The organism is Lysobacter sp. GCM10012299 (assembly GCF_042649405.1).
Lineage (GTDB): Bacteria > Pseudomonadota > Gammaproteobacteria > Xanthomonadales > Xanthomonadaceae > Lysobacter_J.
In genome coordinates this window covers 121,800-137,548 of the sequence record NZ_JBHRZC010000002.1, presented here as the reverse complement: position 1 = coordinate 137,548, position 15,749 = coordinate 121,800, and the positions used below count along the sequence as shown (strand labels likewise).

The 15,749-nt window shown below is 65.7% G+C and carries 14 protein-coding genes and 1 pseudogene; 4 read left to right on the top strand and 11 right to left on the bottom strand.

All coding sequences use genetic code 11. From position 1 onward, the window contains the following. Positions 1-1,017 carry an NAD(P)-dependent alcohol dehydrogenase gene (locus ACFOPO_RS04980; protein ID WP_386701535.1) on the top strand — a complete coding sequence of 339 codons (1,017 nt, stop codon included), beginning with the start codon at positions 1-3 and terminating at the stop codon, positions 1,015-1,017. Between the two features lie 116 nt (positions 1,018-1,133). Next, positions 1,134-1,496, top strand: coding sequence for a hypothetical protein (locus tag ACFOPO_RS04975; RefSeq protein ID WP_386701533.1), 363 nt, complete (start codon positions 1,134-1,136; stop codon positions 1,494-1,496). A 110-nt stretch (positions 1,497-1,606) separates the two neighbouring features. Here the strand turns inward: ACFOPO_RS04975 and ACFOPO_RS04970 are convergent, their stop codons facing one another. From ACFOPO_RS04970 to ACFOPO_RS04960, 3 genes and pseudogenes are all read right to left on the bottom strand, one after another. Next, entirely contained in the window at positions 1,607-2,629 is a 1,023-nt protein-coding gene (locus ACFOPO_RS04970) for a 3-oxoacyl-ACP synthase III (protein WP_386701531.1), read from the bottom strand. 181 nt (positions 2,630-2,810) lie between these two features. Beyond that, positions 2,811-3,131 (bottom strand): annotated as a pseudogene (locus ACFOPO_RS04965) (DUF4156 domain-containing protein); the annotation flags it as partial. Between the two features lie 133 nt (positions 3,132-3,264). After that, the gene (locus ACFOPO_RS04960; protein WP_386701529.1) at positions 3,265-6,117 is read right to left on the bottom strand and encodes a M16 family metallopeptidase; all 2,853 of its coding nucleotides are present in this window, start codon (positions 6,115-6,117) and stop codon (positions 3,265-3,267) included. A 201-nt stretch (positions 6,118-6,318) separates the two neighbouring features. Between ACFOPO_RS04960 and ACFOPO_RS04955 the strand changes: the two genes are divergently transcribed. Then, complete coding sequence (locus ACFOPO_RS04955) at positions 6,319-7,047, top strand: SDR family oxidoreductase (protein ID WP_386701527.1); 729 nt, start codon at positions 6,319-6,321, stop codon at positions 7,045-7,047. Between the two features lie 43 nt (positions 7,048-7,090). Then, positions 7,091-7,570 carry a tRNA (cytidine(34)-2'-O)-methyltransferase gene (locus tag ACFOPO_RS04950; RefSeq protein WP_386701525.1) on the top strand — a complete coding sequence of 160 codons (480 nt, stop codon included), beginning with the start codon at positions 7,091-7,093 and terminating at the stop codon, positions 7,568-7,570. A 24-nt stretch (positions 7,571-7,594) separates the two neighbouring features. Here the strand turns inward: ACFOPO_RS04950 and ACFOPO_RS04945 are convergent, their stop codons facing one another. The 8 genes from ACFOPO_RS04945 to ACFOPO_RS04910 all read right to left on the bottom strand — a co-directional run bounded on the left by ACFOPO_RS04945 (position 7,595) and on the right by ACFOPO_RS04910 (position 15,686). Then, positions 7,595-8,677 carry a fimbrial protein gene (locus tag ACFOPO_RS04945; RefSeq protein WP_386701523.1) on the bottom strand — a complete coding sequence of 361 codons (1,083 nt, stop codon included), beginning with the start codon at positions 8,675-8,677 and terminating at the stop codon, positions 7,595-7,597. A gap of 115 nt (positions 8,678-8,792) precedes the next feature. Beyond that, positions 8,793-9,014 (bottom strand): hypothetical protein, encoded by a 222-nt coding sequence (locus ACFOPO_RS04940; RefSeq protein ID WP_386701521.1) that lies wholly within the window; start codon positions 9,012-9,014, stop codon positions 8,793-8,795. Between the two features lie 37 nt (positions 9,015-9,051). Continuing rightward, positions 9,052-10,101: a fimbrial protein gene (locus ACFOPO_RS04935; RefSeq protein WP_386701519.1), complete on the bottom strand. Its 1,050-nt coding sequence runs from the start codon at positions 10,099-10,101 to the stop codon at positions 9,052-9,054. Further along, positions 10,092-12,665 (bottom strand): fimbria/pilus outer membrane usher protein, encoded by a 2,574-nt coding sequence (locus tag ACFOPO_RS04930; protein ID WP_386701517.1) that lies wholly within the window; start codon positions 12,663-12,665, stop codon positions 10,092-10,094. The genes ACFOPO_RS04935 and ACFOPO_RS04930 overlap by 10 nt, the downstream gene beginning before the upstream one ends. Before the next feature lie 101 nt (positions 12,666-12,766). Then, entirely contained in the window at positions 12,767-13,549 is a 783-nt protein-coding gene (locus ACFOPO_RS04925) for a fimbrial chaperone (protein ID WP_386701515.1), read from the bottom strand. 61 nt (positions 13,550-13,610) lie between these two features. Continuing rightward, positions 13,611-14,162 carry a fimbrial protein gene (locus ACFOPO_RS04920; protein ID WP_386701514.1) on the bottom strand — a complete coding sequence of 184 codons (552 nt, stop codon included), beginning with the start codon at positions 14,160-14,162 and terminating at the stop codon, positions 13,611-13,613. Positions 14,163-14,191: 29 nt separating this feature from the next. Beyond that, complete coding sequence (locus ACFOPO_RS04915; protein WP_386701512.1) at positions 14,192-14,749, bottom strand: fimbrial protein; 558 nt, start codon at positions 14,747-14,749, stop codon at positions 14,192-14,194. Between the two features lie 304 nt (positions 14,750-15,053). Then, positions 15,054-15,686, bottom strand: coding sequence for a response regulator (locus ACFOPO_RS04910; RefSeq protein WP_386701510.1), 633 nt, complete (start codon positions 15,684-15,686; stop codon positions 15,054-15,056). Positions 15,687-15,749: the final 63 nt, after the last annotated feature.

The window sequence follows — 15,749 nt, the reverse complement described above, 5'->3', positions numbered from 1 at the left end:
ATGGCGACGATCAAGGCATGGGCCGCCCAAGGCCCCGGCAAGCCGCTGGCCGTGCAGGACCTGGACCTGGGACCGCTCGGCGCGGAAGAGGTCGAAGTGGATGTCGAGTACTGCGGCATCTGCCATTCCGACCTGTCGATGCTCGACAACGACTGGGGCATGACCCAGTACCCGCTCGTGCCCGGGCATGAGGCGATCGGTCGTGTTTCCGCGGTCGGCAGCCATGCAAAAGGCCTGAAGGTCGGCCAGCGCGTCGGCGTGGGCTGGACGGCGGAAACCTGCATGCACTGCCGCGAATGCCTGTCCGGCGCGCAGAACCTGTGCCCGCAGGGCACGGCGACCATCGGCGGACACCATGGTGCGTTTGCGCAGAAAGTGCGCGCGCACTGGGCCTGGGCCATCCCTGTCCCGGACGGCCTGGATGTCGCCAGCGCCGGGCCGCTGCTGTGCGGCGGCATCACCGTATTCAAACCCTTCCTGGCCTACGACATCAAGCCGACCATGCGCGTGGGCGTGGTCGGCATTGGCGGACTGGGCCACATGGCGATCAAGTTCGCCGCCGCGTGGGGCTGCGATGTCACGGCATTCACGTCCACCGCGGCGAAGGCCGACGAGGCGCGCGGGTTCGGCGCACACCATGTCGTTGCCAGTCGCGACTCGGCCGCCATCGCCGCCATCGCCGGCAGCCTCGACCTGCTGCTGGTGACGGTGAACGTGCCGATGGACTGGGACGCGATGATCGGCACGCTCGCGCCGAAGGGGCGCATGCATGTCGTCGGCGCGGTGCTCGAACCGATCCCGGTCGCGGCCTTCAGCCTGATCATGAAGCAGCGCGAGATCTCCGGATCGCCCACCGGTTCGCCGACCGACATCGCCACCCTGCTCGACTTCGCCGCGCGCCACGACATCCGGCCGCAGGTCGAGACGTTCCCGATGAACAAGGTCAACGAAGCACTCGATCACCTGCGCGCCGGCAAGGCGCGTTACCGCATCGTGCTGGACGCGTCGGCGATCTAGTTTGTGCGGATCCTTGGTTGTGCGGATCTGACCCTTTTACCGGCGAATCACCGGTCGCTAACGCGCGCGCCTGTCGAGCGTGGGACGATCGGTCATCCCCACATCCGGAGGTCTGCATGAAGAAGTTCATGGCCGTATTCACCGGCACCGCATCGGCGCGCGAGAAGGCCGAGCGAGAGCTGGCCGACGAGGCCGCGCGCAACGAACGCGACCGCAAGGGCATGGAAGCCTGGGGTCAGTGGGTCGAAGCCCATCGCGATGCCATCGTCGAGATGGGCGCGCCGCTGGGTCGCACCAAGCGCATCGGCCGCGACGGCATCAGCGACATCAGCAACAACCTGGCCGCTTACACGGTGGTGCAGGCGCCGTCGTACGACGCGGCGGCGAAGATGTTCGAGAACCATCCGCACTTCACGATCTTTCCGGGCGATGCGGTGGAAGTGATGGAGTGCCTGCCGATCCCGGGCAGCACGGGCTGATTGAGGGTCGAGTGCGACGTCCATGGATTCCCGCCTTCGCGGGAATGACGATGTTCAAAAGAAAACCCGGCGCATGGCCGGGTTTTCTGTTTCGCGAACTGCGGTGGCTGTTACCAGACCACTTCCGCCATCGAGCAGTTCAGGCCCGAGCCGATGCCGAGCAGCGCCACGCGCGTGCCCTTCTTCAGGCGGCCGCCCTCGCGCAGCTTGCTCAGCACGATCGGCACCGAGGCCGGACCGATGTTGCCGTGCTCGCCGAAGATGGTCATGACCTTCTTCGGATCGATGCCGAAGGCCTTGAGGAAAGCCTGGGTGTGCGCCTTGCTGACCTGGTGGATGACGAACTCGTCGAGCTCCTCGACCACCCAGCCCATCGCCGCGCGGGCGGCGACGAAGGTGGTCTTGGCGAGCTTGAGGCCTTCGATCATCAGCATGCGGCCGTCGGCCACCATGCGGTCGTGGTGCAGGTCGCCGCGGCACAGCTGGTTCCATTCGGTGGCCGAGCGGGTGACGCTGCCGCGGTAACGCGGTGCACCTGGAGCCAGTTCGGTACGTGCCAGCACCATCGCCGCGGCACCGCTGCCGAGCGTTAGCGTGGCCATCTCGTCGCGGAACTGCTCTTCGGTGACGTCGTCGCGGCTCAGGCGCTCGAGGGTCTTCTCGTAGGCCAGGTCTGCGGTTTCGCCGTTGACGACCAGGGCGTAGTCGATCTCGCCGCGCTCGATCATGCGGCTGGCGATGTCCATGCCGTTGAGGAACGCGAGGCAGGCGTTGGCCACGTCGAAGTTCTGGCAGGTGTTGGGCAGGCGCAGGTTGCCGGAGACGATGGAAGCCGTGGACGGCTCCAGGTAGTCGCGGCTGACCGAGGTGCTGACGAGCAGGCCGACGCGATCGGCGTCGATACCGGCATCGGCCAGCGCCTTCACGCCGGCGAGCGTTGCGGCGTCGGATGCGCGTACTTCGCCGTCCCACAGGCGACGCTCGCGTACACCGGCGACTTCCTCAAGCACGTTGTACTTGATGCCGAGACGATCGAGCGTGGGCTTGAGGCGCGCGTTGATCTCGTCCGAAGTCAGCCGGCGAGGAGCATCGATATGTGCGAGGCCGGCGATTGCGACGTGCTGGAACAACATGATGGTCTGACCGAGACGGATGAACACACCATCTTAACGCTTAATCGCCTGACCCACCATTCGGGGGCGTGTGGTTCAGGCCCCCGACGACGGACGGTCCGGCCCGGGCTCAGCGTCCGATCGGGTAGGTCTGGGCGCTGCCAGCGGCGGCGGGAGCCTTCGAGGCGGCGCCCCCGGCCCCGCAGCTCCATGCCGCATAGCGCTGCGAACCGTTCAGGGGCTCGCCCATTGGCTGAACGGTATCAGCCTGGAGCGACGGCGCCTCGTTGCGAGCGGAGGTTTCGAGCTCCTCGCGAACGCGCAGCGGATTGCGCTCGTAGAAGGCCACGCTCTTCTTGACCGTCACCTCGATCTCGCCTTTCTTGACGCAACCGGCCGGCGGACCGCTGCCGTCGATCACGCGAACCGAGGACGCGCCCGGCTGCATCGGCACCCAGGTGCAGGCGCCGACGGCGAGCGCCGTACCCGTTGCCAGGACCATTCCCCACATCGACTGACGCATTGCCTGCTCCGAAACGTAATTGATCGCGTGCTTGATCGCGTGCAGCACGGCGCACATCGCGGCCGGCCTCTCGAACCGGCGCGATTGTCGCCTTCTTGGCTGACGTTGTGAATGAGAAGAAGTGAACAGTGTCTTACTTCGTCTCCGTCGACGTCTTTCCGTCGGCATCGAGGACCTGCACGTCGCCGAGCTTGAGCGCACGCACCGGCTGTTCGATCTGCTTGAGATCGCCCACCACCACCCAGGTCAGCGCGTCCGGATCGATCGTGGCCGCGGCCGCCTTGACCTGTTCCGGCGTCAGCGCCTCGATCTCGGCCTTGCGCTTGAACACGTAGTCGTCCGGACGGTCATAGCGGACGATCGCGCTGATCGCGCCGAGCACGGCCGAAGCGGTCTCGAACGAACCGGGCAGGCCGCGGATCTCGGTGGCCTGGATCTTCGCCACTTCTTCCGCGGTCGGTGGCTTCTGGCCGCTCGAGTAGGCGCTGATCTCGCGCTGCAGTTCCTTCAGCGAGTCGGCGGTCTTGTCGATCTGCACCGGCGCAAATGCCATCCACGGGCGCTGGCCGAGCGAGTTGGCCGAGAAGCTGTAGGCGCCATAGGCCCAGTGCTTGTTCTCGCGCAGGTTCATGTTCAGGCGCGAGGAGAACTCACCGCCCAGCACCGAGTTTGCGATGTCGAAGCGGACCGAGCTGGGGTCCTTGGTCGAGGGCACGACTTCGCCGGCGAAGATATTCGCCTGCACCGCGCCCGGCTGGTCGATCAGGAACACGCGCGGCGCCTTCGGCCGGGCGACTTCGCCGATCACCGGCTTGGCCGGCGCTTCACCGGTGCCCTTCCAGTCGCCCAGGTGCTTGTCGAGCAGCGGCACGATCTCCTTGAGCGTGGTGTCGCCAACGACGATCAGCGTCGCATCCTGCGGGCGCACCCAGGCCTGGTGGAACGCGACCAGGTCGTTGCGGCTGAGCGAGCCGATCGACTCCTCGGTGCCGCTGCCGCTGAACGGCATCGCGTACGGGTGGCCCTCGCCGTACAGCAACGGCGGCAGCACGCGAAGCGCGGCGCCATTCGGACGCGCCTTCTCCTGCTTGATGCCGGCGATCCAGCTCGCCTTGACCCGGTCGATCTCCTTCTGGTCGAAGCGCGGCGCGCGCAGCATCTGCGAGAACAGGTCGATCGACGGCACCAGGTTCTCCTTCAGCGCCGACAGGTAGACCTTGCCGCCATCGAGCGAAGCGCCGGCGCCCATGCTGGCGCCGAGCGATTCGACGCGGTCGCCGAAGGCCAGCGAATCGAGCTTGCCCGCGCCCTCGTCGAGCATGCCCATGGTGAAGCTCGACGTGCCGAGCGTGCGCCCCTGGTCGGCGCTGAAACCGCCGAGGAACTCGTAGCTCATCTGCACGACCGGCACGTCATGGCGCTCGGCCAGGATCACGCGCGTGCCGTTCTTCAGCATCGCGCGCTGCAGCGAGGGGAACTTCAGGTCGGGGAACTGGCTGGTCACCGGCACGCCCTTGCTGCGGTCGACCGTGCTCGGCGTGGTGGTGAACTTCGGATCCACCGGCGGCAGCGTCAGCGGCGCCGGCGTCACCGACGGGTCTTCCGCGATCGCGGTGCGTTCGCCCGGCACCACCAGAAGGGTATGGCTGCCCTTGGTCAGCCACTTGTTGCCGATCGCCTTGAGGTCCTTGGGCGTGGCGGTCTCGATGACCTTGAGGCTGTCGCGGAAGCAGCCCGGGTTGCCGGTGTAGACGGTGCACTCGGCCAGTGCGTCGGCCTTGCCGCCGAAGCCGCCGATGCGCTCGATGCCGCGCACGAAGCCGGCCTTGAACACGGTGCGGGCCTGCTCGACCTCGACCTTGCTCGGGCCGTCCTTGAGCAGGCGCTTGATCTCCTCGTCGATGACGGCTTCGACCTTGGCCGGGTCGACGCCTTCCTTCACATCGGCCGAGACCAGGAAGCTCGAGCTCAGCTGCGAGCCGTAGGCCGAGGCGGACACGCTGTCGACGATCTTGTCCTGGTGCAGCAGGCGGCGGTCCAGTCGCGAGGACTTGCTGCCGCCGAGCACCTGCGCCAGCAGTTGCAGCTGGTCGATGTCGGTGGTGCCGGTCTCGGCGACGTTCCAGACGCGGTAGATGCGCGACTGCGGCACCTTGTCGGTCATGGTCGCGCGGGTCGACTTCTCCAGCGGCGCGACATCGACCTTCGGCTGGGCCATCGTCGGCGTGGCCGGGATGTTGCCGAAGTAATCGGTGACCTTCTGCTTCGCCGTGGCCAGGTCGATGTCGCCGGCGAGCACCAGCACGGCGTTGTTCGGACCGTACCAGGTGCGGAACCAGCCCTTCACGTCCTCGAGCGAGGCCGAGTTGAGGTCGGTCATCGAACCGATGGTGCTGTGGTGGTAGGGATGCGTCTTCGGATACATCGCCTTGCCCAGCTCGTCCCAGACCTGGCCATAGGGCTGGTTCTCGCCCTGGCGCTTTTCGTTCTGGACGACGCCGCGCTGTTCGTCGAGCGTGGCCTGGTCGATCGCGCCGAGCAGGTGGCCCATGCGGTCGGACTCCATCCACAGCGCCATGTCGAGCGCGGTGGTGGGCACGTTCTGGAAATAGTTGGTGCGGTCGGAGTTGGTGGTGCCGTTCTGGTCGGTGGTACCGACCAGCTCGAAGGGCTCGAAGAACTCGCCGCGATGGTTCTCCGAGCCGTTGAACATCAGGTGCTCGAACAGGTGGGCGAAGCCAGTGCGACCGGCCGGCTCATCCTTGCTGCCGACGTGGTACCAGATGTTGACCGCGACGATCGGCGCCTTGCGATCGGTGTGCACGACCACGCGCAGGCCGTTGGGCAGCGTGAACTCCTCGAACGGAATGTCCACGGTCGCCTTGGGCGCGGCCTGCACGGAGCTCGGTGCGAAGCCGGTGCCGGCGACGGCCGTGGCCAGGGCAACGGCGAGGACCGCGGCGCGCGGTCGAATTTTGGCGGTCATGGAATACTCCTGATTGGGTGACTGCCCGGACTCCCTTGTCCAGGTGGAAGCCTGCATCCTAGGCCACCGGCGGAGGCAGGCAACAGGCCAAAAGTCCCAGTGGCCCGGCATCGGACCGGCATCCGACCGTCATCGGACCAACGCGGCACACTTCCTGCCCGCGCCATACACTGGCGCCTTCGTCGACCAGGGAAGACCGCCATGAGTGGTTCCGCGCCAGATTCCGCGATTCCCCGCCGCTGCCTGGTCACCGGCGCCAACCGCGGCCTGGGCCTGGAGTTTGTCCGCCAGCTGCTCGCCCGCGGCGACCGCGTGATCGCCACCAGCCGCCACCCCGGCCGCGCCCATGCCCTCAACCAGCTCGCCGGGCAGAACCCCGGTCGACTGCACGTGTTGCCCTTGGACGTGGCCGAGCCGAAGACGCACGCCGAACTCGCCCGCGAACTGCCGCTGGTCACCGAAGGCGACGGCATCGACCTGCTGATCAACAACGCCGGCGTGCTGCATTCGGGCGAGCGCTTCGGCCACGTCGCCGCGGCGCAGCTCGACGACAGCCTGCGCACCAATGCCGCCGGCCCGTTCCTGATCACCCAGGCGCTGGCGCCGCACCTGGCCGAAGGCGCCAAGGTCGCCAACCTGTCGTCGATGCTGGGCTCGATCGCCTCGGTCGACGGTTTCCACACGCCGACCTATGCCATCTCCAAGGCGGCGCAGAACATGGCGACGGTGCTGCTGGCGCAGGCACTGCGCGAACGCGGCATCGCCGTCATCGCCCTGCATCCGGGCTGGGTGCAGACCGACATGGGCGGCAAGGGCGCGCAGGTGACGCCGGCCGATTCGGCGCGCGGGCTGCTGGGCGTGATCGACTCGGTGGGTATCGCCGACAGCGGCCGTTTCATCGACTGGCAGGGCAATGCCCTGCCCTGGTGAACGCGCCGGTTGACCGCACCGCAGGAATCCAGACACTGTCGCGATGTTCGACGTCATCCTCTACCAGCCCGAGATTCCTCCCAACACCGGCAACGTGATCCGCCTGTGCGCCAACACCGGCGCGCGGCTGCACCTGGTGCGGCCACTCGGATTCGACCTGGAGGATCGCCAGCTCAAGCGCGCCGGCCTCGACTACCACGAGTACGCCACGCTGCAGGTGCACGACGACCTCGATGCGGCATTGGCCGCGATTGCCCAGGCCAACGGCGTGCCGCCGCGACTGTTCGCACTGAGCACGCGCGGCACGACACGCTTCGATGGCCCGGCCTACGCCACGGGCGATGTGTTCCTGTTCGGCCCGGAAACACGCGGCCTGCCGGCCGACGTGCTCGAGCGGGTGCCGGAAGCGCAACGCCTGCGCCTGCCGATGCGACCAGACAACCGCAGCCTCAACCTGTCCAACGCGGTGGCGGTGGTGGTGTTCGAGGCGTGGCGGCAGCACGGGTTTGATGGCGGCCGTTAAGCAGGGCCAGCTCGCCGGTTCCCGCTAACGGTAGTCAAGCGTGTAGATCAGCACGGATTGGATCCTGCCCCCGGTCGGGATTGCTCCGGACCGGTAGTAGCGCGCGGTGAAATCCTGCCGGAACGTGCTGCTGTCGACCGTGGTCACGTACTGCTTGGTGGTGGCGTCGATCGCTGCGCCGGTCCCGCCCTCGACGATCTGGATGGCGTATCCCGCCGCCCCGGTCGCGCCAGTAACGGTGTTCCTGAGCAAGGATATCGATGCATTCTCGAAGCTCGTGGCTGTGTTGAATCGCAGCGAGAACACGAGCGGTCCCGAACAGTTGGCAGCGATCGTGAAGTTGCGCGGTGAAGTAGTGCTTCCCACGCTGGGCAGATCCCTGGCCGGCGCCTGCGGCAGCACGATATCCGGCACCGGCTGCAGCGTGCAGGTGCGTGCTGCGAGGGTGCCGCCCGTGACAGTGCCGTTGTACGCGCGGGTTTGACCGAAATTGGCGCCGGGCTGGGATGACGTTTGCGCGGCTGCATCGACGATGGGAACGGAAGTGATCGTGCCGGATTTCGCGCCCTGGGTGAGGTTGACGAACTGCACCGAGCGGCCGACGGTGACGCCCCAGGGGCCGCCATTGGCGGGGGGCGCGAACGTCCACCGGTACGTGCTGTCGACAAGGGTCTGGTCGCCGACGACCGCCGGATTGAGTGATGCGTGCGGCGGGAAGGTGAAGTAGTAGCGCACACCGATGCCCGGTACATTGGTGTTGTACACATCGTCGAATCCCGCTGACAGGTTGCCCGCCACCACATTGAAAGTGAAGGCGCCCGAGACATTGGGTGCCCCGGCCTGCTGAACCGCGATGGAGTAACCCGGGAGCTGGATCCGGTCGGAAATTGCCGCTCCTGGCGGCGTGTCGGGCGATACGTTGATTCTTCCGGTGACGGCCACCGGGACGCTTGGCCCGCTGCCGCTGACGCAGGTGTTGCCGCTCGCGCACTGGGCGGCGGCGTTGAACGACCCGGCCAGTGCAAGAAGCAGCAGCAGGATCTTCCAGGCTGGCGCGCCGGAACGTCGCGACGCAATCGGGTGGTCAGTCGTTGTAGTCAGTTGCATCACGCATCCTTGCGTCGTTTTACTTCACCTTGTTTTCGCTGCTGTCGGGCGGCCTGTTTCCGCAACCTCCATGGCAATCCTTGCCTTGGGAGATGGAGGTCGTCTCGCGGACTGGCTAGCGGTAATCGAGCGTGTAGATCAGGATGCTGCCGTAGCTGGTCCTGCTGCTGTGCGCGACCTTGTTCGGTTCGTTCAACGCAGCGGCGCAGTCCTGCGGCGCCGGAACTACGTGCATCAACGGTAGCGGTCCGGCAGCCTCGGTGGCCGTCACCGGCAGATTCAGCCGGTCGCTCCGCCGCCGCACGACCGCGACCTCGCAAGTTGCAGTCAGTTGCATTTCACATCCACCGTCGTGTTGATGTCGACACTCCGCATCAGTAGTAGTCGAGCGTGTAGATCAAAGCAGACTGGATGCGCCCACCCTTTGGCGTGGCTCCGAAGCGGTAGTACCGCGCAGTGAACATCTGCTGGAAACTGGTGCTGTCGACGGTGGTTTCGTAGCGCTTCGTCATCGCGTCGATCACCGCACCCGTACCACCTTCCACGACCTGGATTGCGTACCCGGATGCCGCTGTCGCATCTGCAAGCGTGTTCTTCAGGAGCGAGATGGATGCATTCTCGAAGTTGGTGTTGCTGTTGAAGCGCAATGAGAACAGGAGTCCGTCGCTGCAATTGGCGACAATGGAGAAATTGCGTGGGGCCGTTGTGCTCCCGACATTGGGAAGATCGCGAGCGGGCACGTCCGGAAAGGCGATGGTCGCAATCGGCTGGACCGTGCATGTGCGGGCACTGATCGTGCCGCCTGTCACCACGCCGTTGTAGGCACCTGTTGCCGGGAACGCACCACTACCCCCACTCGAGTTGCGCGCGTCCGTGGTTACGGCAGGCACTGTAGTGACGGTTCCACTCTTTGGACCGACCGTCAGATTGATGAACTGTACCGATCGCCCGATGTTGACCAGCCAGGGTCCGCCGTTGGCGGGAGGATGCGTCTCCCAGAAGACGTAACTGTTCTGGATCGTTCGCCGTCCGGCCGCCGTGGAAGCAAGGGACGGATCCGTCGGCGGGTAGTCGAGGAAGTAGCGAACGCCAATTCCCGCGACGTTCGTGAGGTAGACATCGTTGAAGCCGGGGGCAACATTCCCAGGCGCGACAAAGAAGTTGAACCAGCCGTATGAAGTTGGCGCACCGTTCTGTTCTACGCTGATCGCGTACGGCGCAAGTGGTATGACTCCGGAAATGGGGGCCCCGACGGGCGTGTCGGGCGCCACGTTCAACCGGCCGGACACGGCCACTGCGATCTCAGGCCCCGTGCCACTGATGCAGGTCCTGCCGCCGGCACACTGTGCCGCAGCATCGACGCTGGCCAACAGTGCCACGAACAGCAACAGCAGACGAACCGCGCGAGTCGGAGTCAGTTGCATTTTGCATCCACCGTCGTGTACCCCATCTTGATGTCGACACTCTTCGGCAGCGCATAACGAAGCTTGCAGGTCTCATCCGCCGCAGGACCCCACTGCACCGTCAGCTCGCCTTCGTCGGATCCCAGGTTGCGCGCGATGACCTTGCCGGCCTGCGCAACCGTACCGATGCTGATGCCATGGTTGTCGAGCACATCGGCGCCAAACGGCAACGGTTGGCCGTTCGGCCGGGTCGTGCGAAGGATCGCCGCGCGCCCTGCGCTGGAAGTGTCGAACTTGACCAGCGTGATCGCGCCCGAGGTGGGTACGGTCTGCTCCTGGGTCGAATCGAGCTGCACGTTCAACGGCAGGCCGGCAGGATCGATGTCGATCGCGCTGCGCGTGAACGGCGACAGGTTCGAAACGACGGCGTGGCCCCAGCGATCGACCCGCAGGCCACTGCCGTTCGAGACGATGGCACCCTTGGCGCCCTTGGCTTCGACAATGGCGATGGTGTCGCCAAGCGTCGGCGTGAAGGTGACGCCGTCGGCGTAGGCCACGATGCCGCCGGAAACGCCGGCGCTGACCTGGCTGTAGTTGTTGGACTTGCTGGCGCTGCCGGTGATCGTCGCGCTCGGCAGGGCGTAGGAAGCGTTCGCGCCAAAGGTGCTGGTGCTTTCCGCACCGCCGCCACGGCTGCGGTTGGCGTTGATGCCGTAGGTGAAGGCGTTGTCGCGACCGAGCGTGCCGGTCACCGACTCCTGGAACGTCGACGCGCCTGTTGAATCGCGCTGCAGACTGGTCTGCGAGTACGGCGCGCGCGGGGACGACCCAAGCGGGATGCCCACGGTGAACATCACCCGGTTGTCCCACTCGCCGCGGCTCAGGTCGAACTGGCGCGATGCGGAGAAACCGAAGTTGATGCGCTTGTAGGTGTTGTTGTAGCCGAGCTGGTACTGCGTGTCGGTTTCGCTGCGGTTCCAGTAGTCCTGGCGCGAACCGGTCAGGTAGAAGGTGCCCCAGCCCGCCGGCAATGCCTGGTTGACCGTCAGCTGCAGGCGGCCGCGCTCGCGGTCCGGCCTGGGCAGGAGATCGTCCGGGGCGCGGGCGTTGAGCGTTACCGCGTCTTCCAGGTCCAGGAAGCCTTCGCTGGAGTAACGGTAGGCCGCGAGCGTGAGGTTGGTGTTGGTGGGCGCGACCAGCTTGCTGTAGCTCAGCCGGACGCTCTGGCCCTTGCGGTCCGGCTCGTGGTCGAGCTTGGCGTTTGACTGGGTGATGTCGAAGCCGACTGCACCAAACTTCGTATTGAGCGCGGCACCGACCGCGACCGCCTGGTAGTCCTTGGTCAGCGTGGCGCCGCCATACGCGGTGACGAGATTGCTGAGGCCGCGCTGGTAGGTGCCCTGCAGCAGCTCCGGCTCGCTATCGACCGTGGGATGGCGATACAGGCCTGCCGTGAGGCTGTAGCGGCCAACGCCGGGCCGCAGCGCGTTCACGGCGGCGGAATACGGCACCTTGGAAACGTTGACGCTGCCGTCGGCTTCGGTGACCTCCACTTCGAGGTCGCCACCGTATCCGCTGGGATACAGGTCATCGATCTCGAAGGCGCCCGGAGCGACATTGGTTTCGTACAGGGTGCTGCCGCCCTGGCGCACCCGCACGCGCGCATTGCTGTTGGCGATGCCGTGGATGGTCGGCGCGTAGCCGCGCTGCGACTCCGGGTACATCCGGTCATCGCTGGCCAGCTGCACGCCGCGAAAGCCGAAACTGTCGAAGATGGTGCCATCGGTGTAGGCATCACCGAGTGTCAGCTGGCTCTTGATCGACACCAGCGAGCGTTGTGCATAGGTCTGCACACCGTCGTAATGGCCGCCGTTGTTGTCGTCGTAGCTGTAGTTGCCGATGTGGCGCAGGCGCCACGGACCGATGTTGGCGCCGGCATTGATGCCGACGTAGCCCTGCATGATCGCGTCGCCCTGCGATTCGGCGCGATAGGCGTTGGCGTTGTACTGGAGGCGAAAGGCGTTGATGCCTTCGTCCCAGAACCTTGGATCGACGTAGCCCCGCGCATGCCGGTCCAGCGCGGCCTGCGGAATGCTGACGTCCAGGCGCTGCTCGCCATTGTCGAACACGGCGGTGGCACCCTCGATCAGGCTCGGCAGGGTGACACACGCATCCTCGGAGTCGGCCTCCAGCCGCGCCAGGCTTTCCGGCGCAAGCTTGGCCATGTCGATGCCGAGGCGGCCGAGGAGGTCCATGTCGAAGCACGGCTGGACGTCCTCGCCGCCGGGGCCCAACGGGCGCATCGTGACATCGGCCTTGCCGAGGTATTGCTGGTTTACCTGCAGGTCCGCCAGGTACGTGCCCGGCAGCGTGGCATTGCCACGTGCGAAGCGACTCAGGTCGACGCCGCCGCCGCCCTCGAATGCGTGCAGGAAGGCTTCGTTGAACTCGACCAGACCACCGGACTCGTCTGCGTTCGGACCGCCCGTCCACGCGCCGGCACCGCCGCTCGTCAGCAGCGCGGCCACCGCCAGGCTGATCGGGCGAAGACGGGGAAGCGAGCGGTTTCGATGGTGCGTTCGCATGCTGCTGGTTCAACCGGGCAAGCCGCGTCCCTGCCGAGGAACACGGCATTGATGCGCAGTTCAATGGAGTGCGGGGCGCTATTCGGCACCGCTGCGGAGGTTTAGGGGGACTGGCTGTTCACACCCGCCTGGCTGTTCAGTCCGGCCTCGCCATCGGTTGGGCCACCGTAGTCATTGATGGCGTGATAAGTGACCTTGGCCGTGGAGGCCGTTGGCACCTCCCCCTGCAGGACGAATGCCTTCGTTTCGCCCGGCGCGACCATGCCTCCGTCAGAGAAGCGCGCCGTTCGACCACCTCCGCTCACGTCGACCGATGCGAAGGACACGAAGTACGGCGTAGGGTTGTGCGCCTGGATTGCATCGCCACCGGCGTCCTTGACCAGGCTCCAGCGAACCTGCGCCGGGGCAGCGGCTGCGTCGGCGGCCTTCAGTGATTCCGGCCGGAAGAACAGCTTGATGCGGGTTCGGAATGCCATCTGCAGGAGATTGGACTGCGTGGCATCCGCGCCGGGTTTGGGTGGCACTTCCAGCAGGTTGAACCAGAACACCGATTCCTTGTCCTGCGGCAGCGCTTCGCCCGTGTAGATGATCCGCACGGCCTGACCCTTGCCAGGATCGATTCGTGCGACCGGCGGCGTCACGGTGAAGGGAACATCGATGGTCGACGGCGCGGCATCGGGATCGCCGCGGTCGAGCCAGATTTGCGTCAGTGCCGGTGTGTGCCCGTCGTTGGTCAGCTTGACCGTCACCTCGCGTTGCTTCGCGGGATACACGACGCGAGTTCCGGCGATCACCACCGAAGCGTAAGCGTTCGACGAGCCCAGGCCAACGACTGCAATCAGGCCCGCTGCCGTGAGTGTCACCAGATGTTTCATCGCGTTCATCGTTGATCTGTATCCGCAAGTGGACGGAGGAGAACTCCCCTCCGCCAGCCCGAGCCACAACTCAGTTGTAGGCCATGGAGTAGGTGACGCTCGACGTCACGGCGCCCACTGCGAGCGGTGTCGCGGAGATGCGGTGATACCGGGCAATGTAGTTGAGCGTCGCAGCGCCGCTGGCGATGGTGCCCTGCGCGGAGTTCTGCGCCACGTCGGCAGCACCGACGACGATCACGGTGCGATCCTGGTTGAGCAGCTGGATACGCAGGCCGGCCGAGGAACCGGCGCCAGTGGTGAGCAGCTCACCGCTCGTCGAATCCACGTTGGCACCCGACTCGAAGCGCGTGCGGACGGTGCCGCTGGCCGGCGTGCACGACGTCAACGCAATCTGGAAGGCCGTCTCGGTGGAGGTCGCTCCCACGGTGGTCAGGTTCGACTGCGAAGCAGCCGGCAACGTGACGGTGAAGCTGCGGGCGCCGTCTGCCGCCGTGCCGTTGATCGAACAGGTCTGGGTGGTGAGCTCGCCGGAGAAGTTGATGGTGCCGTCGGAGGCAAACGCCGACTGCGATGCCAGCGCGATGGCGCTGATCGTCATTGCCTTGAGAAGATTGGTTTTCATGTTTCAGTGGTTCCGAAGAGGGTGTGCGGTCAGTTGTAGACGAGCGAGTAGGTAACGCTCGAAGCGATGGCGCCCGTCCCCAGGTCCGGGGTGGCGGCTGCGCGCTTGTATCGGGCGAAATAGTTCAGGGTGACCGCGCCACCTGCAGGAATGGTCTTGGCGGTCGAGTTCTGCGAGACATCCGGTGCACCGACGTTGATGACGCCGCGGGTCTCGTTGAGCAGCTGCACATGCAGGCTGGTCGTGCCGCCGACACCGCTGGTGAGCAGCTCGCCGGTGCTTGAGTCGACGGTGGCACCTGATTCGAAGCGCGTTGCCACCGTGCCCGATGCCGGCGTGCAGCCGGTCAGTGCGATGGAGAACGGGGTCTCGCCTGCAACGGAGTTGAGCACTGCCAGGCTCGACTGCGGGGTCTTGGGAAGGGTCACGGTGATGTCCACGGCACCGTTGGCGGCTACGCCGTTGATGGAGCAGGTCTGGCTGGTGATCGAACCGGAGAACGTGATGGTGCCGTCAGAGGCAAACGCCGACTGCGATGCCAACGCGATCGCGGAGAGCGCGAAGGTACTGAGAATCTTGTTTTTCATACGGGTCCAGATGGGAAAGGTCAGGTTGACGGGGCGTCTGCTCGAGGTCGCCGTTGACCGCAGGCCTGGGCATGTCAGTGACCCCCGCCTGTTGCAGAACGACGCAAGGTTAGGTAGCCACCTGGACGTGGGGTATGAGAATTGTCTTGTTCTCCCGGCGAGGCGCTGAAGGCTGCGGGAAAGGCTCGCGCTGACGGCATATATGCCGAAAGCGCATTTGCCATATCGGCAAATTGGCTCGGCTTGCGCGGATTTGCGGGGATTTGCGGGGTTGTGCCGGTGGCCGGGACGCCACGCAGGGCGATCAGGTCAGCAAGCCGTGCTCACGGGCGTAGGCATAGACTTCCAGATCGGTCTTCAGGCCGAGCTTGGACATGCCGTCCATTTTTTGCCGGCTTACGGTCTTGATGCTGCGATCGAGCTGCTCGGCGATCTGCGACACGGTCAATCCGGAAACGAACAGTCCAAGTACTTCGGCTTCGCGCGGGGACAAGGGCAACCTGGCGGAGTCGTGGCCTTCCATCTGCTCCAGCTGATGGCCACCGCTGGCGCTGACGTAGTCGCGGCCGTGGGAAACAGCCTGGATCGCCAGCGGCAACTCGGACAACGCGTCGGACTTGTTGAGCAGGCCGCGCACGCCGGTGGCGAGGATCGAACTGAGCACGCCGGGATTGTTCATCATGGTCAGGACGATGATCGGCAGCTTCGGCCAGCGGCCGCGAAGGTGCTCGAGCATCGCCAGGCCGTCGGCAAGCTGGCCGCCGGGCATGCTGAAGTCCGTTAGCAGGACATCGCATTCGTGCGTTTCCAATGCCGCGACGAGTTCATCGGTACTCCCGGCTTCGGCAACCACGTGCAGGTTGTTGCGTTCCAGCAGTGCACGAACGCCGCTGCGGACTATCGGGTGGTCGTCGGCCAGAATTATGCGTAGCGTCATGGCTTCGTCGCGGCCTGTTCAGGCTCGAATGATCGCTCGCACGTTGCACATCCGCAACTCGCA